23 protein-coding genes and 5 tRNA genes are annotated in these 26121 nt (G+C 63.4%); 9 read left to right on the forward strand and 19 right to left on the reverse strand.

The window, feature by feature from the left end; translation table 11 throughout:
* Positions 1-240: 240 nt before the first annotated feature.
* Entirely contained in the window at positions 241-2631 is a 2391-nt protein-coding gene (locus ABHF91_RS13825) for a putative bifunctional diguanylate cyclase/phosphodiesterase (protein ID WP_409420844.1), read from the forward strand.
* Here the strand turns inward: ABHF91_RS13825 and ABHF91_RS13830 are convergent.
* Together ABHF91_RS13830 and dusA are read right to left on the reverse strand one after the other, a co-directional pair.
* Complete coding sequence (locus ABHF91_RS13830) at positions 2628-2864, reverse strand: YdcH family protein (RefSeq protein ID WP_409420845.1); 237 nt, start codon at positions 2862-2864, stop codon at positions 2628-2630. The genes ABHF91_RS13825 and ABHF91_RS13830 overlap by 4 nt on opposite strands.
* Before the next feature lie 53 nt (positions 2865-2917).
* On the reverse strand, positions 2918-3958 hold the full coding sequence (dusA, locus tag ABHF91_RS13835) for a tRNA dihydrouridine(20/20a) synthase DusA (protein ID WP_409420846.1): 1041 nt from the start codon (positions 3956-3958) through the stop codon (positions 2918-2920).
* Positions 3959-4223: 265 nt separating this feature from the next.
* Here dusA and pstS point away from each other — a divergent pair, with 265 nt between their 5' ends.
* From pstS to ABHF91_RS13865, 6 genes are all read left to right on the forward strand, one after another.
* A complete protein-coding gene (gene pstS, locus ABHF91_RS13840; RefSeq protein ID WP_409420847.1) occupies positions 4224-5273 on the forward strand; it encodes a phosphate ABC transporter substrate-binding protein PstS in 1050 nt (349 codons plus the stop codon).
* Positions 5274-5332: 59 nt separating this feature from the next.
* Entirely contained in the window at positions 5333-6256 is a 924-nt protein-coding gene (gene pstC, locus ABHF91_RS13845; RefSeq protein WP_409420848.1) for a phosphate ABC transporter permease subunit PstC, read from the forward strand.
* On the forward strand, positions 6253-7089 hold the full coding sequence (gene pstA, locus ABHF91_RS13850) for a phosphate ABC transporter permease PstA (RefSeq protein WP_409420849.1): 837 nt from the start codon (positions 6253-6255) through the stop codon (positions 7087-7089). Before pstC ends, pstA begins: the two co-directional genes overlap by 4 nt.
* Entirely contained in the window at positions 7086-7886 is an 801-nt protein-coding gene (gene pstB, locus ABHF91_RS13855) for a phosphate ABC transporter ATP-binding protein PstB (protein ID WP_409420850.1), read from the forward strand. The genes pstA and pstB overlap by 4 nt, the downstream gene beginning before the upstream one ends.
* A gap of 220 nt (positions 7887-8106) precedes the next feature.
* Entirely contained in the window at positions 8107-8568 is a 462-nt protein-coding gene (locus ABHF91_RS13860; RefSeq protein ID WP_409420851.1) for a chemotaxis protein CheX, read from the forward strand.
* Between the two features lie 58 nt (positions 8569-8626).
* A complete protein-coding gene (locus tag ABHF91_RS13865) occupies positions 8627-8884 on the forward strand; it encodes a hypothetical protein (protein ID WP_409420852.1) in 258 nt (85 codons plus the stop codon).
* 25 nt (positions 8885-8909) lie between these two features.
* On the opposite strand, the gene ABHF91_RS13870 is transcribed toward ABHF91_RS13865, so the two are convergent.
* From ABHF91_RS13870 to dnaB, 3 genes are read right to left on the reverse strand one after another with little or no spacing between them, the layout of a single operon-like run.
* Complete coding sequence (locus ABHF91_RS13870; protein ID WP_409420853.1) at positions 8910-9359, reverse strand: secondary thiamine-phosphate synthase enzyme YjbQ; 450 nt, start codon at positions 9357-9359, stop codon at positions 8910-8912.
* Position 9360: 1 nt separating this feature from the next.
* The gene (gene alr / locus ABHF91_RS13875) at positions 9361-10434 is read right to left on the reverse strand and encodes an alanine racemase (protein WP_409420854.1); all 1074 of its coding nucleotides are present in this window, start codon (positions 10432-10434) and stop codon (positions 9361-9363) included.
* 9 nt (positions 10435-10443) lie between these two features.
* Entirely contained in the window at positions 10444-11838 is a 1395-nt protein-coding gene (gene dnaB, locus ABHF91_RS13880) for a replicative DNA helicase (RefSeq protein WP_409420855.1), read from the reverse strand.
* Between the two features lie 217 nt (positions 11839-12055).
* On the opposite strand from dnaB, the gene ABHF91_RS13885 reads away from it, so the two are divergent.
* A complete protein-coding gene (locus ABHF91_RS13885) occupies positions 12056-12922 on the forward strand; it encodes a Tim44 domain-containing protein (RefSeq protein ID WP_409420856.1) in 867 nt (288 codons plus the stop codon).
* A 72-nt stretch (positions 12923-12994) separates the two neighbouring features.
* Here ABHF91_RS13885 and ABHF91_RS13890 read toward each other — a convergent pair whose 3' ends face one another.
* From ABHF91_RS13890 to ABHF91_RS13955, 14 genes are all read right to left on the reverse strand, one after another.
* Positions 12995-14125 carry a sodium ion-translocating decarboxylase subunit beta gene (locus ABHF91_RS13890; protein ID WP_409420857.1) on the reverse strand — a complete coding sequence of 377 codons (1131 nt, stop codon included), beginning with the start codon at positions 14123-14125 and terminating at the stop codon, positions 12995-12997.
* A gap of 12 nt (positions 14126-14137) precedes the next feature.
* A complete protein-coding gene (gene oadA, locus ABHF91_RS13895) occupies positions 14138-15925 on the reverse strand; it encodes a sodium-extruding oxaloacetate decarboxylase subunit alpha (RefSeq protein ID WP_409420858.1) in 1788 nt (595 codons plus the stop codon).
* A gap of 42 nt (positions 15926-15967) precedes the next feature.
* Complete coding sequence (locus ABHF91_RS13900; protein ID WP_409420859.1) at positions 15968-16210, reverse strand: OadG family transporter subunit; 243 nt, start codon at positions 16208-16210, stop codon at positions 15968-15970.
* Positions 16211-16419: 209 nt separating this feature from the next.
* Positions 16420-16496 (reverse strand) — tRNA-Arg (locus tag ABHF91_RS13905).
* Positions 16497-16525: 29 nt separating this feature from the next.
* Positions 16526-16602: transfer RNA gene (locus tag ABHF91_RS13910), tRNA-Arg, on the reverse strand.
* A 30-nt stretch (positions 16603-16632) separates the two neighbouring features.
* Positions 16633-16709: transfer RNA gene (locus ABHF91_RS13915), tRNA-Arg, on the reverse strand.
* 32 nt (positions 16710-16741) lie between these two features.
* Positions 16742-16818, reverse strand: a tRNA-Arg gene (locus ABHF91_RS13920).
* Positions 16819-16822: 4 nt separating this feature from the next.
* Positions 16823-16915, reverse strand: a tRNA-Ser gene (locus ABHF91_RS13925).
* 169 nt (positions 16916-17084) lie between these two features.
* Complete coding sequence (gene csrA / locus ABHF91_RS13930; RefSeq protein WP_345012225.1) at positions 17085-17282, reverse strand: carbon storage regulator CsrA; 198 nt, start codon at positions 17280-17282, stop codon at positions 17085-17087.
* Positions 17283-17366: 84 nt separating this feature from the next.
* The gene (locus tag ABHF91_RS13935; RefSeq protein WP_409420860.1) at positions 17367-18611 is read right to left on the reverse strand and encodes an aspartate kinase; all 1245 of its coding nucleotides are present in this window, start codon (positions 18609-18611) and stop codon (positions 17367-17369) included.
* 20 nt (positions 18612-18631) lie between these two features.
* Positions 18632-21256 carry an alanine--tRNA ligase gene (gene alaS, locus ABHF91_RS13940; protein ID WP_409420861.1) on the reverse strand — a complete coding sequence of 875 codons (2625 nt, stop codon included), beginning with the start codon at positions 21254-21256 and terminating at the stop codon, positions 18632-18634.
* Positions 21257-21372: 116 nt separating this feature from the next.
* Positions 21373-21840 (reverse strand): regulatory protein RecX, encoded by a 468-nt coding sequence (locus tag ABHF91_RS13945; RefSeq protein ID WP_409420862.1) that lies wholly within the window; start codon positions 21838-21840, stop codon positions 21373-21375.
* A gap of 14 nt (positions 21841-21854) precedes the next feature.
* On the reverse strand, positions 21855-22931 hold the full coding sequence (gene recA, locus ABHF91_RS13950; RefSeq protein WP_409420863.1) for a recombinase RecA: 1077 nt from the start codon (positions 22929-22931) through the stop codon (positions 21855-21857).
* A 70-nt stretch (positions 22932-23001) separates the two neighbouring features.
* A complete protein-coding gene (locus ABHF91_RS13955) occupies positions 23002-23499 on the reverse strand; it encodes a CinA family protein (protein WP_409420864.1) in 498 nt (165 codons plus the stop codon).
* Positions 23500-23536: 37 nt separating this feature from the next.
* Here ABHF91_RS13955 and mutS point away from each other — a divergent pair, with 37 nt between their 5' ends.
* On the forward strand, positions 23537-26110 hold the full coding sequence (mutS, locus tag ABHF91_RS13960; RefSeq protein WP_409420865.1) for a DNA mismatch repair protein MutS: 2574 nt from the start codon (positions 23537-23539) through the stop codon (positions 26108-26110).
* Positions 26111-26121 lie beyond the last annotated feature (11 nt).

A 26121-nucleotide genomic window follows, 5' to 3' on the forward strand; every position in this document is an offset into this window, starting at 1 on the left:
CGGCAGGCCATGTGATCTCCCTCCCGCCCTCGGGGCGGTAAAGGCAAAAAACGAATCTGTCCAGTTTCGAATCTGACAGGCGGTGCGGCAGAGGACGGGACTATAGTGAAACCAAGGTGCCGTACCCTATGTAACCAACCGACTCCACCGCTGGTGGACAGGATCGCCACCATGACAAGCATGCTGCGCCAACACCCCCCTGCCGCCACACCCACAGTGAACGCCCGTTAGGACGCCGCCATGGCTACCTTGAAGCGCAAACTCCTCTGGCGACTGCTGCCGGGCCTGCTGCTCCCCCTGCTGGCCCTGGGTTACCTGACCTGGCAACGGATCGACAGCCTCAGTCAGGAGCGGACTCAGCAACAGCAGAGCCTGCTGGCCGCCACCATCCGCCAACAACTGTTCAGCGAGTTGGACCATAATCAGCGGTTGCTGCAACAGCTGGCCGACAGCGCCGAGTTGCAGGGGCTGCTGGCCGCCCCCGAGGGGACCTTTCGGCGCCCCCAGCTACAGGCGCTGGTCAAGCGGCGCTTCATGAGCCTGCTGCTGCACGATGAAAACCTGCGCCAGCTGGCACTGTTTGATAGTCAGGACAGGCCCTGGGTGCGCCTGGAGCAGGAGACCGGTGCCAGCCGGGAGGATCACAACAACATCCGGCTGCTCAACCGCTTGCACAGCCTGAGTGTGCCAGTCCCCACCCAAGGCCTGTTCCTCGACGAGCAGCGCGGTCGCCACCTCATCAAACAGGCCTGGCCCTTGGCTAGCCCATTGCCCGGGGAGACCAGCCCCGGCACCCTGATCCTCACCTTAGATCCCCAAGGCCTGATGCTGCGGCCGGAAAACCTGCCGGCGGGGGCTGGCTATGCCCTGCTGCTGGGACCGGGTGACCAGTTGGTCGCCGGCCAGACACCCCCGGGTTGGACACCCCATGGGGAACCGCTGCCCCCCGGCTATGACAGCCAGCGCATCCCCATCGGCCTGGATCTGGTGCTGCTGAGCCTGTCGCCCCACCAGGGGCTCTCCCCCCAGGCCAGGCAATTGCGCCAGGTCACCCTGCTCTGGCTGGGGATCAGCATGGTGGCGCTGGCCGCCCTGCTCTCCTGGATCCTCAAGCGGCATGTGCTGCAACCCATCGACGCCTTGCGCCAACTGATGCAACAGGTGATGGCCCAGCAGACCCATCACATCCCCCTGGTGAAGGCCGATGACGAACTGGGCGAGCTGCGCAACCACTTCGCCAGCATGCTGTCCCGTCTGGAGACCTCGCAACAGGAGCTGGAGCAGTCCGCCTTCCTCGATCCCCTGACCGGCATGGGCAACCGCGCCGCCTTCGCCCGCCACCTGCACGGCCTCGCCGGCCAGGCCCAGGGCTTCGCCCTCACCCAGTTCAAGCTGCTGCAGCTGAGCGCCATCAATCGCACCTTTGGCAACCGGGTGGGGGACGAGGCCCTGCAGCTGTTTGGCCAACTGCTGACCGAGACCCTGCGGCGTCATGCCGGGGAAGAGGTGGCCCGTCACGGCATGGCCAGGGTGGGCTCGGACGAGTTTGCCTTCACCCTCACGGAACGCCAGGCGCCCCAGCCCATCAAGCTGGCCACCCGGCTGTGCGAACAGTTGGCCGAGCGGCTCAAGCTGCCGGTCAACCTGGGCAGCTATGAGCTGTTCCTGCGCTTTAGTGCCGGCATCGTGAGCTACCCATTGGTGGCAGACAACGTGGAGGAGTTGATGCAGGCCGCCAGCCAGGCGCGGCATGACGCCCAACGGCGCCACGGCAGCCACTGGCTGCAACTGGATGGCGCCACCGCCGCCCGGCTGCGGGAGGACAAGTGGCTGGAGTCCGAGCTGGGTTTTGCCATCGCCATGCGCCAGCTCTATGTGGTGTTTCAGCCCCAGTATGATCTGCAGGCCCAGCGCATCTGCGGCGCCGAGCTGCTGTTGCGTTGGCAACACCCCGAGTTTGGCCTGGTACCGCCGGACCGCTTCATCGCCATCGCCGAACACTCGGGCCAGATCCTGGATATCGACCTCTGGGTGCTGGAGCAGGCCTGCCAGTTTCTCGCCCGGCTGGAGCAGGCCCGCTTCGCCGACTTTCGCCTAGCCATCAATGCCTCGGCCACCGAGCTGTCCAATCCCCACTATCCCCGGCAGGTGGAGTTGATGCTCAAGCGCCATCATCTGTCACCGGAACGCATCGGCATCGAGATCACCGAGACGGCCCTGGTGGAACTGGATGACGTGGCCCGCAGCATGGTGAGCACCCTCAAACAGATAGGGGTGGAGATCGCCCTGGATGACTTCGGCACCGGCTATGCATCCCTGAGCCACCTCACCGCCCTGCCACTGGACACCCTCAAGATTGATCGCAGCTACACGGTTCAGCTGGAGAGCAATCCCAAGCTGGTGGACTCCATACTGCAGCTGGCGGAGGCCTTCAGTCTGTCGGTGATCGCCGAAGGGGTGGAGACACCGCAGCAACTGCGGCTGTTGCAGGAAAAAGGCTGCGACATGGCCCAAGGCTATCTGCTGGCCCGGCCCATGCGCGAGGAGGCGCTGCTGATCCTGCTGGAGCAGGAAAACAAGGTGGTGCCCATCGGCCGCGCCGGACAGAACCTGCCCGGCCAGCGCCACTAGTGGTCCAGCAGCCGCTGGTAGATGGAATCTTTGAGCAGCAGGCGCTGCTTCTTGAGGGAGTCGAAGTAGCCATCCCCCACCGGGATGGAGCGGGAGGCCAGCCCCTGAATGCGGTGATCCAGGCTGTGGTATTCATGGATGACCTGAGCAAAATCCGGATCGCTGGACTTCAGGCTCTCCAGCTTATCGGCAAACTCCGGGAACTCATGTTGCAGGCTATGATGCAGACTCATATCGTCCCTTCCTGGTCATAAAACCATCATGGCTAGACTATAGCCTGTGGGATTCAGTCTGCCTGCTCGGTGGGATCACATTCCTCCACCTGGGCCCGGGCGGCCAACAACACCTCGATCCCGGCGCCGCGACGACAGGCGTGTTCGCTGAGATAACGGCGCCAGGCCCGGGCCCCGGGGATGCCCTGGTACAGGCCCAGCATGTGGCGCGTCACATGGGCCAGCTGATTGCCCTTGACCAGCTCGGCCTCTATGTAGGGCACCATGGCCTCCACCACCTGATGGCGGCTGAGGATGGGCGCCGTACTGCCAAACAGGGTGCGGTCCACCTGGGCCAACAGATAGGGATTCTGATAGGCCTCGCGCCCCAGCATGACCCCGTCCAGGTGCTGCAGGTGCGCCTGGGCCTGGGCCAGGCTGCTGATGCCACCGTTGATGGCCAGTGTCAGCTGCGGAAAGTCCTGCTTGAGCCGATAGACCCGCGGGTAGTCCAGGGGGGGGATCTCGCGGTTCTCCTTGGGGCTCAGGCCGCTGAGCCAGGCCTTGCGGGCGTGGACGATAAAGCTCTCGCAGCCGGCGGCCGCCACCGTCTCGATAAACTGACAGAGAAACTCATAAGAGTCTTGATCGTCGATGCCGATGCGGGTCTTCACCGTCACCGGGATCGACACAACCGCCCGCATGGCCGCCACACAGCGGGCCACCAGCTCCGCCTCCCCCATCAGGCAGGCGCCGAAACGCCCGTTCTGCACCCGATCCGACGGACAGCCGACGTTGAGGTTCACCTCGTCATAGCCTCGCGCCTCGGCCAGCTTGGCACAGGCCGCCAGGGCCTGGGGATCGCTGCCCCCCAGCTGCAACGCCAACGGATGTTCGGCGGCGTCATACCCCAGATAGTCGCCCTTGCCCTGCAGTATGGCCCCGGTGGTCACCATCTCGGTGTAGAGCAGGGCCTGCCGACTCATCAGCCGGTGAAAATAGCGGCAGTGGCGATCGGTCCAATCCAGCATGGGCGCGACGCTGAAGCGGCAGGGGGGATAAGCCGTCGCGCCAGCATGGGCGGAGACGGAAGCGAGGTCGTGTTCGGTAGCCATGGTGTCTTATCTATCTGGAGTCAGTGTGGTCTATCTGGGATCGCGGTTGGCGCCAGCCCGTTACGGGGCCGGCCAGTGTACCCGAAATCCGACGGCGGGGCATGTCGGCCGCCAAATCGAAGTCAAACGAGACTCTGCGTAGCGCAAAAAGTGAAAATTTGCCAGTTGTCACAATAACGTCAAGTTGACGCTTTAAAACCTTGGGTGTCCCCCGGGCCCGGGGCCTGCCCCTTCCACATTCCAAAACATGAACTTAGGAAACACTATGAAAACGTTGCTTCAAGGTGTTGTACTCAGCATGGCCCTGGTGGGCACCCATGGCGCCTTTGCCGACACCGTCATCAACGGTGCCGGTGCCACCTTCCCCTACCCGGTCTACGCCAAGTGGGCGGAGGAGTACAACAAGGAAACCGGCATCAAACTGAACTATCAGGCCATCGGCTCCGGCGGCGGCATCAAGCAGATCATCGCCAATACCGTGGACTTCGGCGCCTCCGACGCCCCGCTGGATCAAAGCGAGTTGGAAAAGGAAGGGCTGGTACAGTTCCCGGCTGTGATGGGCTCCATAGTGCCGGTGGTGAACCTGCCTGGGGTGGCCGCCGGCCAGATGAAGCTCTCCGGCACACTGCTGGCCAACATCTACCTGGGCAAGGTCAAGTTTTGGGATGATGGCGCCATCAAGTCCCTCAACCCCAAGCTGACCCTGCCCCACCTGCCCATCTTCGCCGTGCACAGATCCGATGGTTCCGGCACCACCTTCAACTTCACCGACTACCTGACTCGGGTCTCCGGTGACTGGCAAGCCCAGGTGGGCACCGGCAAGGAAGTCGCCTGGCCCAAGGCCGCCCAGCAGCTGGGTGGCAAGGGTAACGCCGGCGTCGCCAACTTCGTCAAACGCACCAAGGGGGCCATCGGCTACGTGGAGTTCGCCTACGCCAACACCAATGCCCTGACCTACACCCAGATGCAAAACAAGGCCGGTGCCTTTGTCAAACCCACCATGGACAGCTTCCAGGCCGCTGCCGCCAATGCCGACTGGGCCCACGCCCCCGGCTTCAAGCTGATGCTCAACGATCAGCCCGGCGCCACCTCCTGGCCCATGACCGCCGCCACCTTCATCCTGATGCACAAGGAACAGGCCAATCCGCAGGCCGCCAAGGAAGTGTTGAAGTTCTTCGCCTGGGGTTATGCCAAGGGTGACGACCTGGCCACAAGCCTGGAATACGTGCCCATGCCCGACAGCGTGGTGAAGATGGTGGAAACCATGTGGACCGCCCAGATCAAGGGTAACGACGGCAGCGTCGTCTACCAATAAGCCGGCAACCGGCCTGCCTCCTTGCGAGGCAGGCCTTGCCCTTGAGTCAACGAGTGAGCATGTCCATACCATCCCGCTTTCGTCTCGACCCCCTGTTTCGACAAGCCTGCCTGAGCTGCGCCCTGCTCATCGCCGGCTTGATGCTGGCCCTGCTGGGCGAGCTGCTGCAAGGTGCCTGGCCCGCGCTGCAACACTTCGGGCTGGGCTTTTTCTTTTCCAGTGACTGGGATCCCCTGTCCCAGCAATTCGGCGCCGCCAACGCCCTCTACGGCACCCTGATCTCCTCCCTCATCGCCGTGCTGCTGGCCCTGCCGGTGGGCATCGGCATCGGCGTGTTCCTGGCGGAGCTGTGCCCCCGCTGGCTCTCCCGCCCCCTGTCCATTGCCATCGAGTTGCTGGCCGCCGTGCCAAGCATCATCTACGGCATGTGGGGCCTGTTCGTGTTTGCCCCATGGTTTGCCAACGGCTTCCAGGCCTGGGCCGGCGAGCATTTGCTGGACGTGCCCCTGCTGGGTTCTCTGCTGAGCGGCCCGCCCATGGGGGTGGGGCTGCTCACCTCCGGCATCATCCTGGCCTTCATGATACTGCCCATCCTGACCTCCCTGATTAAGGAGGCACTGCGCACCCTGCCCAACGTGCTGCGGGAGGCCACCTATGGCATCGGCGCCACCCAGTTTGAGGTGATCACCCGGGTGCTGCTGCCGGCCATCAAGGGCCCGCTGTTCGGCGCCCTGATCCTGGCCCTGGGCCGCGCCCTGGGCGAGACCATGGCCATCACCTTCGTCATCGGCGGCGCCCAGGACATACAGCAGAGCCTGTTTATGCCCGCCACCTCCATCTCGGCCACCATCGCCGAACAGTTCAACGAGGCCACCGGTGGCCTGCATATCGCCTCCCTCATCGGCCTGGGGCTGGTGCTCTTCTTCATCACCTTCCTGGTGATGGGCAGCGCCCGCCTCCTGATGCACCGGAGGCCGGCATGAGACTCAGAACCCTCAAGAACGGCCTGTTCCGGCTGTTTTGCCTGACCGCCACCCTGCTGGGGTTGAGCGTGCTGATCCTGATCCTGTTCACCCTACTGCAAAAGGGCCTGGCGGGGCTGAGCTGGACTCTGTTCAGTCAGGTCACCCCGGGACCGGGCGGCGAGGGCGGGCTGGCCAATGCCCTGCTGGGCAGCCTGATGATGACGGGGCTGGCCATAGTGCTGGCCACCCCGGTGGGGGTGCTGGCCGGCACTTGGCTGGCCGAATACGGCCAACAGCGCAAGGCCGCCGAGCTGATCCGCTTCCTAAACGGCAGTCTGATGAGCGCCCCCTCCATCCTGGTGGGCCTGTTCGTCTACCAGATGATGGTGGTGCCCATGGGCCACTTCTCCGGCTGGGCCGGCGCCGTGGCCCTGGCCATCATAGCCTTGCCGGTGATCATCAGTACCACGGAGGAGATGCTCAAGCTGGTGCCCCGTCACCTGCGGGAAGCCGGTGCCGGCCTGGGAGCGCCTCGCTGGCTCATCATCGTCAAGCTGGGCTATCGCGCCGTGGGCACCGGCATGATCACCGGCATATTGCTGTCGGTGGCCCGCATCAGCGGCGAGACGGCGCCTTTGCTGTTCACCGCCCTGAACTCCAGCTTCATGACCCTCAACCCCAACGAACCCATGGCCAACCTGCCGGTGACGATCTACCAGTTCGCCATGAGCCCCTATGACAGCTGGAACCAGCTGGCCTGGGCCGGCGCCCTGCTCATCACCCTGGCCATACTGGCCCTGAATGTGCTGTCACGGCTGCTACCCCATCTGCAACAACGGAGAAAACCATGAACCAGATTGCCCTGCTTAGCACCCATCAGGCCGTGCGGCTGGAAAAGCGCATGGACATCCAGGAACTGGACTTCTTCTATGGCCGGGACAAGCAGGCGCTGTTTCGGGTCAACCTGCCCATCTACCGCAACCGGGTCACCGCCATGATAGGCCCCTCCGGCTGCGGCAAGTCCACCCTGCTGCGCTGCCTCAACCGCATCTTCGAGCTCTATCCCGGCCAGCAGGCCAAAGGCCGTATCCTGCTGGATGCCCAGGAGGTGCTCAGCCGCACCACCAACGTCAACGATCTGCGGGCCCGCATCGGCATGGTGTTCCAGAAGCCCACCCCCTTTCCCATGAGCATCTACGACAACATCGCCTTCGGCATCCGCCTCTACGAATCCCTCTCCCGCAAGCAGATGGACGCCCGGGTGCAGGAGGCGCTGGAGCAGGCCCAGCTCTGGGGGGAGGTGAAGGACAAGCTGCACAGCGATGCGGCGGGCCTGTCCGGCGGTCAGCAGCAACGGTTGTGTATCGCCCGCACCATAGCCCTGAAACCCGAGGTGATACTGATGGACGAACCCACCTCGGCGCTGGATCCCATCGCCACCCAGGGCATTGAAGCGCTGATCCTGGCCCTGCGGGAGCGCTACACCATCGTCATCGTCACCCACAACATGCAGCAGGCGGCGCGCATCTCTGATTTCACCGCCTTCATGTACCTGGGGGAACTGGTGGAGTTTGGCGAAACCGAGCAGGTGTTCAGCCACCCGATCCAGACCCGCACCCGGGACTATGTGCAAGGCTGCTTCGGTTAAACTGACCCCAAGATCCTGCTGTTTTTTTCACCGAACAGATCGCGCGCTCCCCTGATCCAGCACGCCAAGGGGAGAATGAGGGTTGTCACAGGATGGCTAGGCGGAATATGGTAGACTCCGATATAATTCGAGCTCGAGTCTGCTTTTTCCACCCTAAGCCAACCGTTTATCCGGCCCGCCTCGGACTCGCCCCTCGCCAATCAGGATTTAGGAAACAAGCATGCGCGCAGAATTTGTGAATCCGTTTCTCATCTCATTGATGAACGTCTTGAACACCATGGCACAACTGGAACTCAAGCCGGGTGCCCCGCGCAAGAAGAGCGACGAACTGGCCCGGGGGGATGTCTCCGGCCTCATCGGCATGGTGGGTCCCCAGACCCGCGGCTCCTTCTCCATCACCTTCGACAAAGCCCTGGCTCTGGAGGTCATGCGCCGCATGCTGGGTGAAGCGCCCAGCAGCATCAACGAGGAAGTCACCGACATGGTGGGGGAGATCACCAACATGGTGACCGGGGGGGCCAAGCGCATTCTTGGCGAGAAGGGCTACGACTTCGACATGGCCACCCCCGTGGTGGTGGCCGGTCCCAATCACACCATAGCCCACAAGGCCGACAGCACCAAGATCATGATGCCCTTCGAGTGTGAGTACGGCAAAGCCACCATCGAAATCTGCTTTGAATAAAGGCGCTTAGCCCGTATTCTGCGAGTGTCTTTTCTGAGCAACGGAGCCCCGCCAGCCCATGGGTAAGCTAATCAAGTGGTCACTCATCGCCCTGGTGGTGGCCCTCATCGTCTCCCACATCAGCATCAAGACGTCCCTGTACAAGGCCAAGGACAACAGCGTGGAGATCAGCTTCCCTCAGTGGCAGCCCGATACCCCCTGGCTCTATGTCTACTGGACCCCCGGCCTCTGGCGCTGGCAGTTCTACAAGGGCGAGCGCCATCAGTATCCGGAACAGCTGCCGGCAGACGATCAGACCCCAGCCACTAAGCCTTAAGCATGGCCCCTCGGCCTGGTCTTCTTCACGGACCGGGCCAGGCGCTGGCCTGATAGGGCTCGCCCTGGATGGTCACCTGCAGCCGGCGCGCCCCGCCCGCCTGTCTATGCTCCCCCAGCCAGATGCCCTGCCAGGTGCCCAAGGCCAGACGCCCCTCACTGATGGGCAGCATCACAGAGACCCCCAGCAAGGAAGCGAGAATATGGGCCGGCATGTCGTCGGCCCCCTCCAGCACATGGCGATAGTAGGGGGCATTCTCAGGCACCAGCCGGGTCAGAAAGGCCGCCAAGTCGTGGCGCACGTCCGGATCGCAGTTTTCATTGAGGGTCAGGGATGCGGAGGTGTGCAACAGGTGTAGCTGTACCAGCCCCACCCGCACACGCCTTAGCTCCGGCAGCTGCTGCACTAGCTCCTCGGTGACCAGGTGAAAGCCCCGGGCGCGGGGTCTCAGGCTCAGTTGCCGGGCCAGCCACATGCTAGCAGTACTCCACCTGCACCCGGGGGGTGAGCTTGGTGACCAGTTCGTAGGGGATGGTGCCGATATACCGAGCCACCTCCTCCACCGGCAGTTGGGCACCCCACAGGATCACCTCGTCGCCGACCTGGTCCTGGGCCTCGGGGCCCAGCTCCACCGTCATCATGTCCATGGAGACCCGGCCCACCACAGGCACCCGCCGGCCATTGAGCCACACCGGCGTGCCGTTGGGGGCATTGCGCGGATAGCCGTCGCCATAACCCACCGCCACCACCCCCAGCCGGGTATCCCGCGGGCTGGTCCAGTGACCGCCATAGCCCACCGACTCGCCGGCCTTGAGCTCACGCACCGCGATAAGCCCGCTTTTTAACGTCATCACCGGCTGCAGGCCGTGCTCGGCCCCCGTCTTGTCGGCAAAGGGCGACACACCGTAGAGCATGATGCCGGGACGCACCCAGTCGGCATGGGCAGCGGGCCAGGCCAGGATGCCGGCGGAGCTGGCCAGGGTGCACTGACCCGCCAGCCCCTGGGTCAACCGCTTGAACAGGCTGATCTGCTGGGGCGTCACCGAGCTGTCCAGCTCGTCGGCACAGGCGAAGTGGGTCATCAGGTTGAAGGGCTGGCGCACATTGGCACAGCGGGCCAGGCGGGCACAGAAAGCCTCGGCCTCCTCGGGGCGGATCCCCAGCCGGTGCATGCCGGTATCCAGCTTCAGCCAGATGGTCAGGGGATGGGGCAGCTCGGCCTGTTCCAGGGCCTCAAGCTGCTCCCAGGAGTGCACCGCCGTCTGCAGGTTGTTGGCCGCCAGCACCGGCAGATCCTCCGGGCTGAAGAAGCCTTCCAGCAGCAGCACCGGCTTGACGATGCCGCCGCTGCGCAGCATCAGCGCCTCTTCGATGCGCGCCACGGCATAGCCATCCGCCGCCTGGAGAGTCTGCGCCACCTTGAGCAGGCCGTGGCCATAGCCGTTGGCCTTGACCACCGCCATCAGCTTGGCGTGGGGGCAGCATTGCTGAACGACCTGCAGGTTGTGCTGCAGGGCCTGAGTGTGGACCTGGGCGGTGGCCACCTTCATGTTACGTCCTTAGTAGTCGTCGTCGTAAGCCGGGCCGGCGTAGTTGTCGAAGCGGGAGAACTGGCCCTGGAAGGTCAGACGCACCCGACCGATGGGGCCGTTACGCTGCTTACCTATGATGATTTCGGCAATCCCCTTGTCGGGACTGTCATCGTGATAGACCTCATCGCGGTAGATGAACATGATGAGGTCGGCGTCCTGCTCGATGGAGCCGGATTCGCGAAGATCCGAGTTGACCGGCCGCTTGTCCGCCCGTTGTTCCAGACTCCGGTTGAGCTGGGACAAGGCGATGACCGGCACCCCCAGCTCCTTGGCCAACGCCTTGAGGGAGCGGGAGATTTCGGCAATTTCCAGGGTCCGGTTTTCAGACAGGGAAGGCACCCGCATCAGCTGCAGGTAGTCGATCATGATCATGCTGAGGCCACCGTGCTCCCGCGCCACCCGCCGGGCACGGGAACGCAGCTCGGTGGGGGTCAGGCCGGAGGAGTCATCGATATACATCTTGCCCCGTTCCAGCAGCATGCCCATGGTGGAGGAGAGCCGGCCCCAGTCATCGTCGTCCAGCTGACCGGTCCGCACCCGGTTCTGCTCGATGCGGCCCAATGAGGCCAGCATACGCATGATGATCTGCTCCGAGGGCATTTCCAGGGAGAAGATCAGCACCGGCTTGTCGGAGGTCAGGGCCGCGTGCTCGCACAGATTCATGGCGAAGGTGGTCTTACCCATGGAGGGACGGGCCGCCACTATGATGAGATCCGACGATTGAAAGCCGGCGGTCATCTTGTCCAGATCCGCATAGCCGGAGGAGACCCCGGTCACGCCGTTGTGGGGCTGGCGAAACAGCTCCTCGATCTTGTCGACTGTCTTCTCCAGCACCACCCGCAGGGACTGGGGCCCCTCGGACTCGCTGGCCCGCTGCTCGGCGATCTTGAACACCTTGCTCTCGGCCAGATCCAGCAGATCCGCGGCGTTGCGCCCCTGGGGATCGAAGCCCGCCTCGGCGATCTCGTGGGCCACCGAGATCATCTCCCGCACCACGGCGCGCTCCCGCACTATGTCGGCATAGGCTGCGATGTTGGCGGCGCTGGGGGTGTTCTTGGCAATCTCCACCAGATAGGCGAAGCCCCCCACCTCGGCCAGCTGCTCGTGGTTTTCAAGCGACTCCTGCAGGGTGATGAGATCCAGCGGGTTGCCCCGCTCCGCCAGCCGGGTCATGGCGGCGAAGATCAGCCGGTGGGGACGGCTGTAGAAGTCCTGCTCCACCACCCGTTCGGCCACCCGGTCCCAGGCCTGGTTATCCAGCAGCAGGCCCCCCAGCACGGACTGTTCCGCCTCAAAGGAGTGAGGCGGCAGCTTGAGCTGCTCGACGCGGGAGTCGGTCCGGGTTTTGGAGGGTTCAGCCATGGGAGATACCAGAGAAAAATCGGGTGCTCATTATCGGCATTTTTGCGCCGCTGAGCAAAAGATGATGCAGCCATTTCCCTGGCAACTCATCCGGGTATTCCGACCATTCTCACCATTTGACTCGGTTTTACCGATATTATTGCCCCGACAAACGGAATTGACGCGGCGCCCCCACCCACTAGGATGGAGACTTTCCGTATCACCTGGGATCATGAAGATGAAAAAATGGTTTTCCCTGGTCGCCGTCCTGCTGGTCACCCTGTCGTTGGGCCTGGCCACCACGGCGGAGGCCGCCAAGTTTGGCGGCAGCAAGTCGTTCGGCAAGAGTTACCGCACCGCGCCGAGCCAGCCCAAGGCCCAATCGCTCACCAGCAACAAGGCCGCCACCGCCACGCCGCAGCGCAACAGGTCCGGTCTGATGGGCGGCCTGCTGGGCGGCCTCCTGGCCGGTGGCCTGTTCGCCTGGCTGCTGGGCAGTGGTGCCTTCGAGGGCTTGCAATTCATGGACATGCTGCTGATGGCAGGCATCGCCTTCGTGCTGTTCAAGCTGTTCCGTAGCATGACCCAGAAGCGGCAACAGGCCATGAGCCCCGCCTATGGCGCCCAGGCCGGCCCGTTTGGCCAGCCGTCCGCCTTCGAACCGACCCAGGCTTTTGAGTCCACGGGTTCGGCGTCGGGTGGCAGCGCCACCCAGGATGGCGTGCCCTTCGATCTGCCGCCCGGTTTCGATGCCCAGGCCTTCGTCAACGAGGCACGGGATCACTATCGCCAGCTGCAGCAGGCGTGGAACCAGAACGATCTGGCCAAGATGGCGGAATACGTGAGTCCCGAGCTGTTTGCTGCCCTGCAGGCCGAGCGTGCCAAGTATGCGGGTGAGCAGTTCACCGAGGTGCAATTTGTCGATGCCGAGCTGGTGCGGGCGCACTACGACAGCCAGCAGGCGGAGCTCAGCGTGCGCTTCAGCGGCCGCTACCGAGACAGCCAAAGCCAAGAGGAATTCCCCATCCAGGAGATCTGGCATCTGGAACGCCGGCTGGATGAGCCGGGGCGCCCCTGGCTGATTGTCGGGCTGGAAGAGGCCTGATAAGGCGGGATTTTTTCGACCAACAAGACAAAAGCGGCGCCCAATGGGCGCCGCTTCTATTTACTCCTTCACCTATTTCAGCAGGGCCAACAGCACACCGGCGGCCACCGCCGAGCCCAGCACACCGGCCACATTGGGGCCCATGGCATGCATCAGCAGGAAGTTCTGGTGATTGACCTCCTGACCCACCTTGTTGGCCACCCGCGCAGCCATGGGCACAGCCGATACCCCGGCGGCCCCGATGAGCGGATTGATGGGATCCTTGCTGAAGCGGTTGAGCAGCTTGGCCATCAAGACCCCGGCGGCGGTGCCGATGCCGAAGGCGATGGCCCCCAACACCAGGATCCCCAGGGTCTCCACATGGAGGAACTTGTCGGCGGACAGCTTGGATCCCACCCCCAGCCCCAGGAAGATGGTGACTATGTTGATGAGCTCGTTCTGCGCCGTCTTGGACAGCCGCTCCACCACGCCGCACTCCCGCATCAGGTTCCCCAGGCAGAACATGCCCACCAGGGGGGTGGAGGCCGGCAGGAACAGCACCGTCAGCAGCAGCACCATCAGGGGGAAAAGCACCTTCTCCTTCTTGCTCACCGGCCGCAGCTGAGCCATGACGATCTTGCGCTCCTCCACCGTGGTCAGCGCCCGCATGATGGGGGGCTGTATGATGGGCACCAGCGCCATGTAGGAGTAGGCCGCCACGGCGATGGCCCCCAGCAGATCCGGCGCCAGGCGGGAGGAGAGGAAGATGGCCGTGGGACCATCCGCCCCGCCTATGATGGCGATGGAGGCCGCCTCCTTGAGGGTAAACTCGAAGCCCGGCACCAGGTTCAGCAGCACGGCACCTATGAGGGTGGCGAAGATGCCAAACTGGGCCGCCGCCCCCAACAACAGCGTCTTGGGGTTGGCGATCAGGGCACCGAAGTCCGTCAGAGCCCCCACCCCCATGAAGATCAGCAAGGGGAAGACGCCAGACTCGATCCCCACGTGGTAGACGTAGTACAGCAGGCCGCCAGGCTCGGTAAAGCCGGCATTGGGGATGTTGGAGAGCACGGCGCCAAAACCGATGGGCACCAGCAGCAAGGGCTCGAATCCCCGCACCACGGCCAGGTAGAGCAGCACGCCCCCCACGGCCATCATGCAGATCTGTCCCAAGGTGAAATTGGCCAGACCCGTGTCCAGCCAGAGGGTCAGCAAACCATCCATGTCGGTACTCCCCTACCCCAACAGCAGCAGGCTGTCGCCCGCCCCTACGGCATCGCCACTCTTCACCACGACCCCGGCGACCACACCATCACGTGCCGCCCGGATCTCGGTCTCCATCTTCATGGCCTCCATGATCAGCATCACCTGACCCTCCTTCACCGCCTGCCCCGTGCTCACCAGCACCTTGAAGATGGTGCCGGACAGGGGGGCCTTCACCGCCTCGGACTGACCGGTCGCAACCTGTGGCGCCGCTACCGATGCGGGGGCGGCCACAGCCGGGACTATCTGGCTGATCTGACCGGACTCGGCCACCTCCACCTGATACAGCTGACCATTGACCCGCACGTCATAGGCTTGCGGGCCTGCGTGGGCCACCTGGGGTGCCGAGGCGGATGCCGCCACCACAGGTTCGTTGCCCGGTGCCGGCTCGAAGGCATCCGGATTGCCCCGGTTGGCCAAAAACTTGAGCCCCACCTGCGGGAACAGGGCGTAGGTCAGCAGGTCGTCTACCGTCAAGGCCGCCGCCTCCAGGCCCACCTCGCCGGCTTTTTGCTGCAGCTCGGTTTTCAGGGCAGCCTGTTCCGGCGGCAGCAGATCCGCCGGCCGGCAGGAGATGGGCGCCGCCCCCTCCAGCACCCGGGCCTGCAGGGCCGCATCCACCGGCGCCGGGGTGGCGCCATATTCGCCCTTGAGGATACCGGCGGTCTCCTTGGCGATGCTCTTATAGCGCTCACCCAGCAGGACATTCATCACCGCCTGGGTACCCACTATCTGGGAGGTCGGGGTCACCAGCGGAATGTAGCCCAGATCCGCCCGCACCCGCGGTATCTCCTGCAACACCTCATCCATCCGCCCTTCGGCGCCCTGCTGCTTGAGCTGGCTTTCCAGGTTGGTGAGCATGCCGCCGGGAACCTGGGCCAGCAGAATGCGTGAGTCTATGCCCTTCATGCTGCCTTCGAACTTGGCGTATTTTTTACGCACATCCCGAAAATAGATGGCGATCTCCTCGAGCCGCTTGAGATCCAGCCCGGTGTCGTGGGCCGAACCCGCCACCATGGCCACCACGGTTTCGGTCGGCGAATGGCCATAGGTCATGCTCATGGTGGAGATGGCGGTATCCAGGATGTCGATACCGGCATCGATGGCCTTCATGTGGGTGGCGAGGCTCAGACCCGTGGTGGCATGACAGTGCAGCGCCAACGGCAGATCCACCTCGGCCTTGATGGCCTTGATCAGACTCTCCGCCTCATAGGGGCGCAGCAGACCGGACATGTCCTTGATACACAGAGAGTGGCAGCCCATGTCCTGCAGACGCTTGGCCATGTCTACCCACATGGTCAGCTTGTGCACCGGGCTGGTGGTATAGCAGATGGTCCCCTGGGCATGGGCCCCCACCGCCACCGCTGCCTCCACCGAGGTCTGCAGATTGCGCACATCGTTCATGGCGTCGAAGATGCGGAACACATCCATGCCGTTGTCATGAGCCCGTTCCACAAACTTGCGCACCAGATCGTCGGCGTAGTGGCGATAGCCCAGCAGGTTCTGTCCCCGCAGCAGCATCTGGTGTGGCGTCTTGGGCATGGCCTTCTTCAACAGGCGCAGGCGCTCCCAGGGATCCTCCCCCAAGAAGCGAATGCAGGCATCAAAGGTGGCACCACCCCAGCTCTCGATGGACCAGTAACCCACCTCATCGAGCTGCGCGGCGATGGGCAACATGTCCTCGACCCGCAAGCGGGTCGCCAGCAAGGATTGATGGGCATCGCGTAGGACCACTTCTGTGATGGCCAAAGGCTTAGTCATGGTTGTTCTCCTGCGTATTAGCTTTTATCCAATCCGTCGGTGTCAACGTCGCGTCTGACGGTGCTGATGTACGGCACTGCTGATGGCCGCCACCAGTTGCGGATCCATGGCGGTCTCGGCCGGGATGGCTCCCGGCGCGAGGGAAGCGGCAGCGGCCTCCGGTTCGGCGGCCAGGCGAGCCAGCAGGTTGACAGCACCGACCATGATGCCCAGCAGCAAAAAGACAAACCCCATGCCGGTGACGAGCAGCTTGAAGGCCTCAAGCAGCATGGCTGAGATATCCATGGCGTAGACTCCCTGTGATTGGCTAACCGGTGAAAGACTCATGCAAAACAGGTCTACTGTAGCCGGATACCATGATCAAAAAAGGGTCATGGCTCACAGGGGGCTCGGGGAAGCGGTCGGGGCGGGATCTACCGCACAGAAGCCAACGGCATGGCAGAGGCCAATGCCGCCGGCGCAGGGAAAAAGGAGAGCAGAAGAACAGGAGAAGATGGCGCGCCCGAGAGGATTCGAACCTCTGACCACCTGGTTCGTAGCCAGGTACTCTATCCAGCTGAGCTACGGGCGCGGATATTGGGTAACACTGAAAGATGAAGATGGCGCGCCCGAGAGGATTCGAACCTCTGACCACCTGGTTCGTAGCCAGGTACTCTATCCAGCTGAGCTACGGGCGCGGATATTTTGGTAACACTGAAAGATAAAGATGGCGCGCCCGAGAGGATTCGAACCTCTGACCACCTGGTTCGTAGCCAGGTACTCTATCCAGCTGAGCTACGGGCGCAGTATCGATAAGTGTAACAACTAACTTGTAGATGGCGCGCCCGAGAGGATTCGAACCTCTGACCACCTGGTTCGTAGCCAGGTACTCTATCCAGCTGAGCTACGGGCGCGTAATGGCGGTGAGGGAGGGATTCGAACCCTCGATGCGGCTATAAACCGCATGCGCCCTTAGCAGGGGCGTGCCTTCAGCCTCTCGGCCACCTCACCGTTGCGGGGGCAGATATTACTTGGCGGGAAAAATAAGTCAAACAATTTTTCCCCCGCCCCAATCGTTCGCACAGCAAATAGTCAGATAGCTGTTTGCTTAAACAAATCAGGGTGTTCAAGCCGATCGGGGCCGCTAAAAAACAAAAAGGCGACATGACGTCGCCCTTTCTCAATACTGTTCGCCTTGCGGCAATTCGTCACCCTTTTCGGCCTGGATGCGCATGTAGATCTCTTCCCGGTGTACCGATACTTCCTTGGGAGCATTCACACCGATCCGCACCTGATTGCCCTTAACACCCAGGACAGTCACCGTCACTTCGTCACCGATCATCAGGGTTTCACCCACCCGGCGAGTCAAAATAAGCATTCGCTCACTCCTTTGTTCTGACCATTCAGACAAATTGAACCGTCATTATCGACTAAATGCAGGAAAAATATAAGAACCTGCCTGTTAATTATTGTTCATCCCGGCAACATCGCCGCCTTGTGCCAGGCCGAAGGCGTCGTGCAGGGCACGCACCGCCAGCTCCAGGTACTTCTCGTCGATGGCCACGGAAATCTTGATCTCGGAGGTGGAGATCAGCTGCATGTTGATCCCCTCCCGGCCCAGACACGTGAACATGGTGCTGGCCACCCCGGGGTGATTCCACATCCCCAGGCCGACGATGGAGACCTTGGCCATGCTGTCGTTGCACTGCACACAATCCGCCCCCAGTTCGTCGGCGACCTGCTCCAGCAGCGCCCGCGCCCGCCGGAACTCCTCCCGGTTGACGGTAAAGGTAAAGTCCGCCGTCCCATCCCCCAGGGTGTTCTGCACTATCATGTCGACGTCAATGTTGGCGTCGCTGATGGGCCCCAGGATCTGGGCCGCCACGCTGGGCCTGTCCGGCACCCCCAGAATGGTCAGGCTGGCCTCCTGACGGCTGAAGGCGATACCGGAGACGAGTGGTGATTCCATGCTTGGCTCTCCATAGGTGATCAGGGTGCCCTCACCCTCATCGAAGCTCGACAACACCCGCAGCGGCACCCGGTACTTACCGGCAAACTCCACCGAGCGGATCTGCAGCACCTTGGCGCCCAGACTGGCCAGCTCCAGCATCTCCTCGAAGGTGATCCTGGGCAGGCGGCGCGCCTTGGGCTCGATGCGGGGATCCGTGGTGTAGACCCCATCCACGTCGGTGAAGATCTGGCACTCGTCCGCCTTGAGGGCGGCCGACAGGGCCACCGCCGTGGTATCCGAGCCGCCACGGCCCAGGGTGGTGATGCGACCATCCGGTCCCCGCCCCTGAAACCCGGCCACCACCGCCACCTGGCCGGCCGCCAGGCACTGCTGCAGCGGCAGCTCATCGATGCTCAGGATCCGCGCCTTGCCGTGGTGACCGTCCGTGTGGATGCAGACCTGTTCACCGGTGAAGGAACGCGCCGCACAGCCCTGCTTTGCCAAGGCAATGGCCAGCAGCCCTATGGTGACCTGCTCACCGGTGGCCAGCAGCACATCCGTCTCGGCAGCCGGGGCATCCAGATCCAGCCCTCGGGCCAATCCCAGCAAGCGGTTGGTCTCGCCCGACATGGCCGAGACCACCACCACCAGCCGATGGCCCGCCTGCTGCAGCGCGGCCACCCGCCGGGCCACCGCCTCGATCCGCTCGAGACTGCCCACCGAGGTACCGCCAAATTTCAGAACCAGCAAGGCCATGGGTGCTCCTTACGCCAGGCTTACAGTCGCTCTTCCAGCCAGGGCTGCACGCTGGCCAGAGCCGCCGGCAGCGCCTCGGGTTGGGTACCCCCCGCCTGGGCCATGTCCGGGCGACCACCGCCCTTGCCGCCCACCTGGGAGGCCACCAGGTTGACCAGTTCACCGGCCTTGACCTTGCCGGTCAGATCCGGGGTGACCCCGGCGATCAGGCTGACCTTGTCACCGCTGACGGCAGCCAGCAGCAGGACCCCGGAGTGCAAGCGGTTCTTCAGATCATCCAGGGTGGTGCGCAGCGACTTGGCATCCACGCCCTCAAGTTCCGCCACCAACACCTTCTGACCGTTGATGGACATCACCTGCCCCAACAGGCCGGCACCCGCCTGAGCGGCCAACTTGCTCTTGGCCGCTTCCAGCTCGCGCTCCAGCAGGCGGGTACGCTCCATGAACTGGCGCACCCGGGTGGCGATGGAGAACTGATCGCCCTTCACCAGTTCTGCGGCGGCATCGATCTGCTCGCCCAGCTGGTGCATGTATTCGATGGCGGCCTGACCGGCCACCGCCTCAATCCGGCGGATGCCCGCCGCCACCCCGCTTTCGGAGATGATCTTGAAGAAGCCGATATCGCCGGTGCGCTGGGCGTGGGTGCCACCGCACAGTTCGGTGGAGAACTCGCCCATGTGGACCACCCGCACTTCGTCATCGTACTTCTCGCCAAACAGCGCCATGGCGCCGGCTTGCTTGGCGTCGTCCAGGGCCATCAGGCGGGTCTGGACCGGCTCATTGGCGCGGATCTGGGCGTTGACCAGCTCTTCCACCCGACGGATGGTGCCATGGGTCAGGGGTTCGAAATGGGAGAAGTCAAAGCGCAGGCGATCCGGGCCGACTTGTGACCCCTTCTGGGTCACGTGGTCACCCAGGGTCTGGCGCAAGGCGGCATGCAGCAGGTGCGTCACGGAGTGATGGGCCGCCGTGGCAAGGCGACGCGCCCGATCCACACTGGCCAGCACGGACTGCCCCACCGCGAATTGGCCCACCTCGACATAGCCCTTGTGTACCACGGCACCGCCCAGCTTCTGGGTGTCGCTGACGGCAAACAGGCTGTCGCCATGCTGCAACAGACCGGCATCGCCCATCTGACCGCCGGATTCGGCGTAGAAGGGGGTGCTCTCCAGCACTATCATGGCCTCGTCACCGGCCTTCAGCTCAGTGACAGCCTGGTCACCGACATAGATGGCGGTGATGGGGCTCTCACCCTGCAGCTGGCCGTAGCCGACGAATTCGCTGGTGTGATCGATCTTCAGCTGCTTGTTGTAATCCACGGTGAAGGCAGAGGCCCCCTTGGCCCGCTCACGCTGCTTCTCCATCTCCCGCTCGAAGCCGGCCTCGTCAATCTCGAAACCGCGATCCCGCACCACGTCGGCGGTCAAGTCCGCCGGGAAACCATAGGTATCGTACAGTTTGAACACCAGATCGCCGGGGATCTGCCGGGCGTCACCCAGACCAGCCAGGGCATCTTCCAACAGGGTCAAGCCACGATCCAGGGTACGGCTGAATTGCTCTTCTTCTTGCTTGAGCACCCGTTCCACCACCGGCTGCTGACTCTTGAGCTCCGGATAGGCATCCCCCATCAGCTCGGCCAGCGTGCCCACCAGTCGGTAGAAGAAGGCGTCCTTGGCCCCCAACAGGCGGCCATGGCGGGCGGCGCGGCGGATGATGCGTCGCAGCACATAGCCACGCCCTTCGTTGGAGGGCATGACGCCATCGGCGATGAGGAAGGAGCAGGAGCGGATGTGATCGGCGATGACCCGCAGGGATTTGTTCTCCAGATCCTGGGTGCCGGTGATCTCGGCCACCACCTTGATCAGCCGCTGGAACAGATCGATCTCGTAGTTGGAGTGCACGCCTTGCATGATGGCGGCAATCCGCTCAATCCCCATGCCGGTATCCACCGACGGCTTGGGCAAGGGTTCCATGGTGCCATCCGCCTGGCGATTGAACTGCATGAACACCACGTTCCAGATTTCGATGAAGCGATCGCCATCCTCCTCGGCAGAGCCGGGAGGGCCACCCCAGATGCGATCGCCATGGTCGTAGAATATTTCGGTGCAGGGACCACAGGGACCCGTGTCCCCCATCTGCCAGAAGTTGTCGGAGGCATAGGGGGCGCCCTTGTTGTCCCCGATGCGAATGATGCGCTCGGCCGGGATGCCCATCTCCTTGGCCCAGATGTCATAGGCCTCGTCATCGCTCTGGTAGACGGTTACCAGCAGCTTGTCCTTGGGCAGCTGCAGCACCTCGGTGAGGAAGCCCCAGGCAAAACCAATGGCATCGTGCTTGAAATAATCGCCAAAGCTGAAGTTACCCAGCATCTCGAAGAAGGTGTGGTGCCGGGCTGTGTAGCCCACGTTATCCAGATCATTGTGCTTGCCGCCGGCCCGCACACAACGCTGGGCCGTGGTGGCGCGGCTGTAGTTGCGGGTATCGCTGCCCAGGAAGACATCCTTGAACTGGTTCATACCGGCATTGGTGAACAGCAGCGTGGGATCGTTATGGGGAACCAGGGAGCTGGAGGGCACCACCTGGTGGCCCTGGGAGCGGAAATACTCGAGAAACGCCGTGCGGATCTCTGATGTGGACATGTACATGAATAACCTGCTTGGTTCGAAATGGGGTTGGATGCTTAACCGGCATAATTTAAAAGTTATCCCGGTCAAAGTAAAACCGACCGCTCACCGGCGACCAGAAAAAACCAAGGCTCCCACTAAGGGGAGCCTTTTTTTGACAAGCTGGACAGGGCGTAGTGGATCTGATCCTGGCTGAAGCCGCGGCGTTGCAGGAAGCCCATCAGGCGCCGGCGCGCCGCCAGATCCAGGGGCGCCGTCCCCTGGCGACGCTGGGCCAGTTGGGCCGCCAACGCGCACCAGTCATATTCCTCGGCATGAAGTTGCTCGCGGATCCCGTCGTCCGAGAGGCCACGGCGGCCCAGCTCGAAGGCGATCTTGCGCGGCCCCTGGCCACGGGCCGCCCGGCTGTGTACCGCCTGCTCCAGCAGCCGACCTTCGTCCAGCCAGCCCTGTTGCCGGCAGTGCTGCAGCACCTGCTCCACCACTGCCTCCGGCACGTCGGCCAGTAGGGTGCGCAGCTCCTGCGCCGTATGATCCCGCCGGGCCAGGCGCCCCATCACCCGACGTAACGCCAGCTTGAAGGGACTCGCCTGCTCTTCGGTCATGTCGCCGGCCTGGCTTAGAAGGCGTTATCGGCGAAGCTGGCCTCGTCATCCAGCTCGGCCACGTCACCCGCCTCGTTGGCGCCGGCGCTCTCGTTCCCGCCCTGATTGCTCAGCAGCAGCTCCCGCAGCTGGCGTTCGATGGCTTCGGCCACCGGCAGGTTCTCCTGCATGTATTTCATGACGTTAGCCTTGCCCTGACCAATCTTCTCGCCCTGATAGCTGTACCAGGCACCGGCCTTGTCGATGAGCTTGCACTTGACCCCCAGGTCCACCAATTCGCTTTCCTTGGAGATACCGGCACCGTAGAGGATCTGGAACTCGGCCTGTTTGAAGGGGGGCGCCACCTTGTTCTTGACCACCTTGACCCGGGTCTCGTTGCCGACGATCTCGTCCCCTTCCTTGATGGCGCCGGTCCGGCGGATATCCAGACGCACGGAGGCATAGAACTTGAGGGCGTTACCGCCGGTGGTGGTTTCCGGGTTGCCGAACATGACGCCGATCTTCATCCGGATCTGGTTGATAAACACCACCAGGCAGTTGGCACCCTTGATGTTGCCGGTGAGCTTACGCAGCGCCTGGGACATGAGGCGTGCCTGCAGGCCGACGTGGGAATCCCCCATCTCGCCTTCGATTTCCGCCTTGGGCGTCAGGGCCGCCACCGAGTCGACTATGATGACGTCGACGGCATTGGAGCGCACCAGCATGTCGCAGATTTCCAGCGCCTGTTCCCCGGTATCCGGTTGGGAGACCAGCAGATCATCCACCTTGACCCCCAACTTGCCGGCATAGATGGGATCCAGGGCGTGTTCGGCGTCGATAAACGCACAGGTCTTGCCCGCCTTCTGGGCCTGGGCGATGACTTCCAGGGTCAGGGTGGTCTTACCGGAGGACTCGGGTCCGAAGATCTCCACGATGCGACCAAACGGCAGACCGCCGATCCCCAGGGCGATGTCCAGCGACAAGGAGCCCGTCGAAACGGTATCCACATCCAGCGCCTGGGTATCGCCTAACCGCATGATGGAGCCCTTGCCGAATTGCTTTTCGATCTGACCCAAGGCGGCGGCCAAGGCTTTCTGTTTGTTCTGATCCATAAGGGACTCCATTACACAGGTATTCAGTCATCAAGGTATGCTGTTGAGTATACTGTTCATTCGTACAGTATCAAGTAGAAATCGCGTCCGCGGCCTCACACAGGTGGCGCAAGGCGGTGGCCACCGCCTGTTCCCGCACCCCCTGCCGATCGCCGGCAAAATGGTAGCAGGCGGCCTGAGCCGGCCCCGCCCTCAGCCCCCAGCCAATCCAGACGGTTCCCACCGGCTTGTCCGGCGTACCTCCGTCGGGGCCGGCGATGCCGCTGATGGCCACCGCCACATCGGCACGGGACTGAGCCAAGGCACCGGCGACCATCTCGATCACCACGGGACCGCTCACCGCCCCATGCTCTGCCAGGGTGCCCGTCCTGACCCCCAGCATCTGCTGCTTGGCCTCATTGCTGTAGGTGATGAAGCTGCGATCAAACCAGGCGGAACTTCCTGATACTTCTGTGATGGCGTATGCTACACCTCCGCCGGTGCAGGATTCCGCGGTGCTCGCCATCCAGCCGCGCCCCTTGAGGGCCCGTCCCAGACGCACTGCCAACGCCTCGATAGGCTGTTTCATCTCTTTGTCCACCCGTTCAACCAAAAGCCAAGCCATTATGCAATCTGCCAACTTTGACTCGCAAGCCAAGGCTCAGCACACCCCCATGATGCAGCAATACCTGAGCATCAAGGCCGAACACCCCGATGTGCTGCTCTTTTATCGCATGGGGGATTTCTATGAGCTGTTCTATGACGATGCCCGCAAGGCCGCCCAGCTGCTGGATATCTCCCTCACCAAACGCGGTCAGTCGGCTGGCAGCCCCATCCCCATGGCCGGCGTACCCTATCATGCGGTGGAGGGGTATCTGGCCAAGCTGGTACAGCTGGGCGAGTCGGTGGCCATCTGTGAACAGGTAGGCGATCCGGCCCTGAGCAAGGGGCCGGTGGAACGCAAGGTGCTGCGCATCGTCACCCCCGGCACCATCTCCGACGAGGCCCTGCTCAACGAACGGCAGGACAACCTGATCGCCGCCCTCTATCACGATGGCCAGCAATTCGGCCTGGCGGTGCTGGATATCACCTCGGGCCGCTTCACCCTCAATCAGTTTCCGGCGGAGGAGACCCTGCAGGCGGAACTGCAGCGGCTGGATCCGGCGGAGCTGCTCTATCCAGATGGCTTCGCCTTCCTCGATCGCCTCGGCCAGCGGCGGGGCCTGCGGCGACGCCCCGAATGGGAGTTTGAGCTGGGCACCGCTCGCAAGCTATTGTGCCAGCAGTTCGGCACCCGGGATCTGGTGGGCTTTGGGGTGGAGCAGGCCAGCAGCGGCCTGGCCGCCGCCGGCTGCCTGATGCAGTACGTCAAGGACACCCAGCGCACCCAGCTGCCGCATATCCGCAGCATAGGCCTGGAGCAGTCCGAGCAGATGGTGATCCTGGATGCCGCCACCCGGCGCAACCTGGAGCTGACCGTCAACCTCGCCGGCGGGCAGGAAAACACCCTGGCCGCCGTGCTGGACGGCACCGCCACCGCCATGGGCAGCCGGCTGCTCAAGCGCTGGATCCATCAGCCTATCCGTCAACCGCAGGCGCTTCAGCGACGGCAGCACGCCATCGGCGAGCTGTTGGCCAGCCAGGGCTTTGAGAGCCTGCCCCCCCTGCTCAAGCAGATTGGGGACATGGAGCGGATCCTGGCGCGGCTGGCCCTGCGCAGTGCCCGCCCCCGGGATCTGCTGCGCCTGCGCCTGGCCTTCGAGGCCCTGCCCCAGCTGCAGGCCGAATTGGCTCAGACCGACGGCGAGGCGTTGCAAGGTCTGCGACTGGCCATCGGCGAATTTCCGGCCCTGTGCGACCTGCTGCAGCGGGCCATCATCGACAATCCGCCGGTGGTGCTGCGGGATGGCGGCGTCATCGCCAACGGCTACGATGCCCAGCTGGACGAGCTGCGGGATCTGGCCAACGGCGCCACCGCCTTCCTGGAGCAGCTGGAGGTCAGAGAGCGGCAACGTACCGGCATCAACACCCTCAAGGTGGACTACAACAAGGTGCACGGCTTCTATATCGACGTCACCCGCGCCAACGCCCACCTGGTGCCGGCCCACTATGTGCGCCGCCAGACCTTAAAAAACAACGAGCGTTACATCATCCCCGAGCTCAAGGAGTACGAGGACAAGGTGCTCACCGCCCAGAGCCGGGCGCTGGCCCTGGAGAAGCAGCTCTACGAGCAGTTGCTGGATCAACTGCTGCCCCATCTGGCCGAACTGCAGCGCTGTGCCGCCGCCGTTGCGGAGCTGGATGTGCTGAGCAACCTGGCGGAGCGCGCCGCCAGCTTCAACTACTGCCGTCCGGAGCTGGTGAACGACGCCCAGATCCAGATCGACAACGGCCGCCATCCTGTGGTGGAGCAGGTGATGAGCGCTCCCTTCATCGCCAACCCGGTGCAGCTGGCAAGCGAGCGGCGCATGCTGATCGTCACCGGCCCCAACATGGGGGGCAAGTCCACCTACATGCGCCAGACGGCCCTCATAGTGCTGCTGGCCTACATGGGCAGCTATGTACCGGCGGACAGCGCGCGCATCGGCCCCATCGATCGCATCTTCACCCGCATCGGCGCCTCGGATGATCTGGCCTCCGGCCGCTCCACCTTCATGGTGGAGATGACGGAAACCGCCAACATACTGCACAACGCCAGTCACCACAGCCTGGTGCTAATGGACGAGATCGGTCGGGGCACCAGCACCTACGATGGCCTCTCCCTGGCCTGGGCCTGTGCCGAAGCCCTGGCAGACAAGATCCGCGCCTTTACCCTGTTCGCCACCCACTATTTTGAGCTGACCCAGCTGCCCAGCCGCCTGCCCGGGCTGGCCAATGTTCACCTGGACGCGGTGGAACACGAGGATGGCATCGCCTTCATGCATGCGGTGCAGGAGGGGGCGGCCAGCCGCTCCTATGGCCTGCAGGTGGCGGCCCTGGCCGGGGTGCCGCGGGAGGTGATTGCCCGCGCCCGGCAGAAGCTGCATGAGCTGGAAAGCCAGAGCCTGCCGACGGCCGGCACGGCCCAACCGGCGCCCCAACCGACGCCGGCGCCGCCGGAGCACCCGTTGCTGGCACAACTGCGCCGGCTGCAGCCCGATGCGCTGAGTCCGCGGCAGGCGCTAGACCTGCTGTATGAACTCAAGCAGCAGTTGCCGTAAAAAAACCGGCC

The organism is Pseudaeromonas aegiceratis (genome assembly GCF_046254905.1).
Taxonomy (GTDB): Bacteria; Pseudomonadota; Gammaproteobacteria; order Enterobacterales; family Aeromonadaceae; genus Pseudaeromonas; species Pseudaeromonas aegiceratis.

Bases quoted from the DNA above. Each gene is read 5' to 3' on its own strand.
- ABHF91_RS13825 (WP_409420844.1), top strand. From the start codon at position 241: ATGGCTACCTTGAAGCGCAAACTCCTCTGGCGACTGCTGCCGGGCCTG.
- ABHF91_RS13830 (WP_409420845.1), bottom strand. From the start codon at position 2,864: ATGAGTCTGCATCATAGCCTGCAACATGAGTTCCCGGAGTTTGCCGAT.
- dusA (WP_409420846.1), bottom strand. From the start codon at position 3,958: ATGGCTACCGAACACGACCTCGCTTCCGTCTCCGCCCATGCTGGCGCG.
- pstS (WP_409420847.1), top strand. From the start codon at position 4,224: ATGAAAACGTTGCTTCAAGGTGTTGTACTCAGCATGGCCCTGGTGGGC.
- pstC (WP_409420848.1), top strand. From the start codon at position 5,333: ATGTCCATACCATCCCGCTTTCGTCTCGACCCCCTGTTTCGACAAGCC.
- pstA (WP_409420849.1), top strand. From the start codon at position 6,253: ATGAGACTCAGAACCCTCAAGAACGGCCTGTTCCGGCTGTTTTGCCTG.
- pstB (WP_409420850.1), top strand. From the start codon at position 7,086: ATGAACCAGATTGCCCTGCTTAGCACCCATCAGGCCGTGCGGCTGGAA.
- ABHF91_RS13860 (WP_409420851.1), top strand. From the start codon at position 8,107: ATGCGCGCAGAATTTGTGAATCCGTTTCTCATCTCATTGATGAACGTC.
- ABHF91_RS13865 (WP_409420852.1), top strand. From the start codon at position 8,627: ATGGGTAAGCTAATCAAGTGGTCACTCATCGCCCTGGTGGTGGCCCTC.
- ABHF91_RS13870 (WP_409420853.1), bottom strand. From the start codon at position 9,359: ATGTGGCTGGCCCGGCAACTGAGCCTGAGACCCCGCGCCCGGGGCTTT.
- alr (WP_409420854.1), bottom strand. From the start codon at position 10,434: ATGAAGGTGGCCACCGCCCAGGTCCACACTCAGGCCCTGCAGCACAAC.
- dnaB (WP_409420855.1), bottom strand. From the start codon at position 11,838: ATGGCTGAACCCTCCAAAACCCGGACCGACTCCCGCGTCGAGCAGCTC.
- ABHF91_RS13885 (WP_409420856.1), top strand. From the start codon at position 12,056: ATGAAAAAATGGTTTTCCCTGGTCGCCGTCCTGCTGGTCACCCTGTCG.
- ABHF91_RS13890 (WP_409420857.1), bottom strand. From the start codon at position 14,125: ATGGATGGTTTGCTGACCCTCTGGCTGGACACGGGTCTGGCCAATTTC.
- oadA (WP_409420858.1), bottom strand. From the start codon at position 15,925: ATGACTAAGCCTTTGGCCATCACAGAAGTGGTCCTACGCGATGCCCAT.
- ABHF91_RS13900 (WP_409420859.1), bottom strand. From the start codon at position 16,210: ATGGATATCTCAGCCATGCTGCTTGAGGCCTTCAAGCTGCTCGTCACC.
- csrA (WP_345012225.1), bottom strand. From the start codon at position 17,282: ATGCTTATTTTGACTCGCCGGGTGGGTGAAACCCTGATGATCGGTGAC.
- ABHF91_RS13935 (WP_409420860.1), bottom strand. From the start codon at position 18,611: ATGGCCTTGCTGGTTCTGAAATTTGGCGGTACCTCGGTGGGCAGTCTC.
- alaS (WP_409420861.1), bottom strand. From the start codon at position 21,256: ATGTACATGTCCACATCAGAGATCCGCACGGCGTTTCTCGAGTATTTC.
- ABHF91_RS13945 (WP_409420862.1), bottom strand. From the start codon at position 21,840: ATGACCGAAGAGCAGGCGAGTCCCTTCAAGCTGGCGTTACGTCGGGTG.
- recA (WP_409420863.1), bottom strand. From the start codon at position 22,931: ATGGATCAGAACAAACAGAAAGCCTTGGCCGCCGCCTTGGGTCAGATC.
- ABHF91_RS13955 (WP_409420864.1), bottom strand. From the start codon at position 23,499: ATGAAACAGCCTATCGAGGCGTTGGCAGTGCGTCTGGGACGGGCCCTC.
- mutS (WP_409420865.1), top strand. From the start codon at position 23,537: ATGCAATCTGCCAACTTTGACTCGCAAGCCAAGGCTCAGCACACCCCC.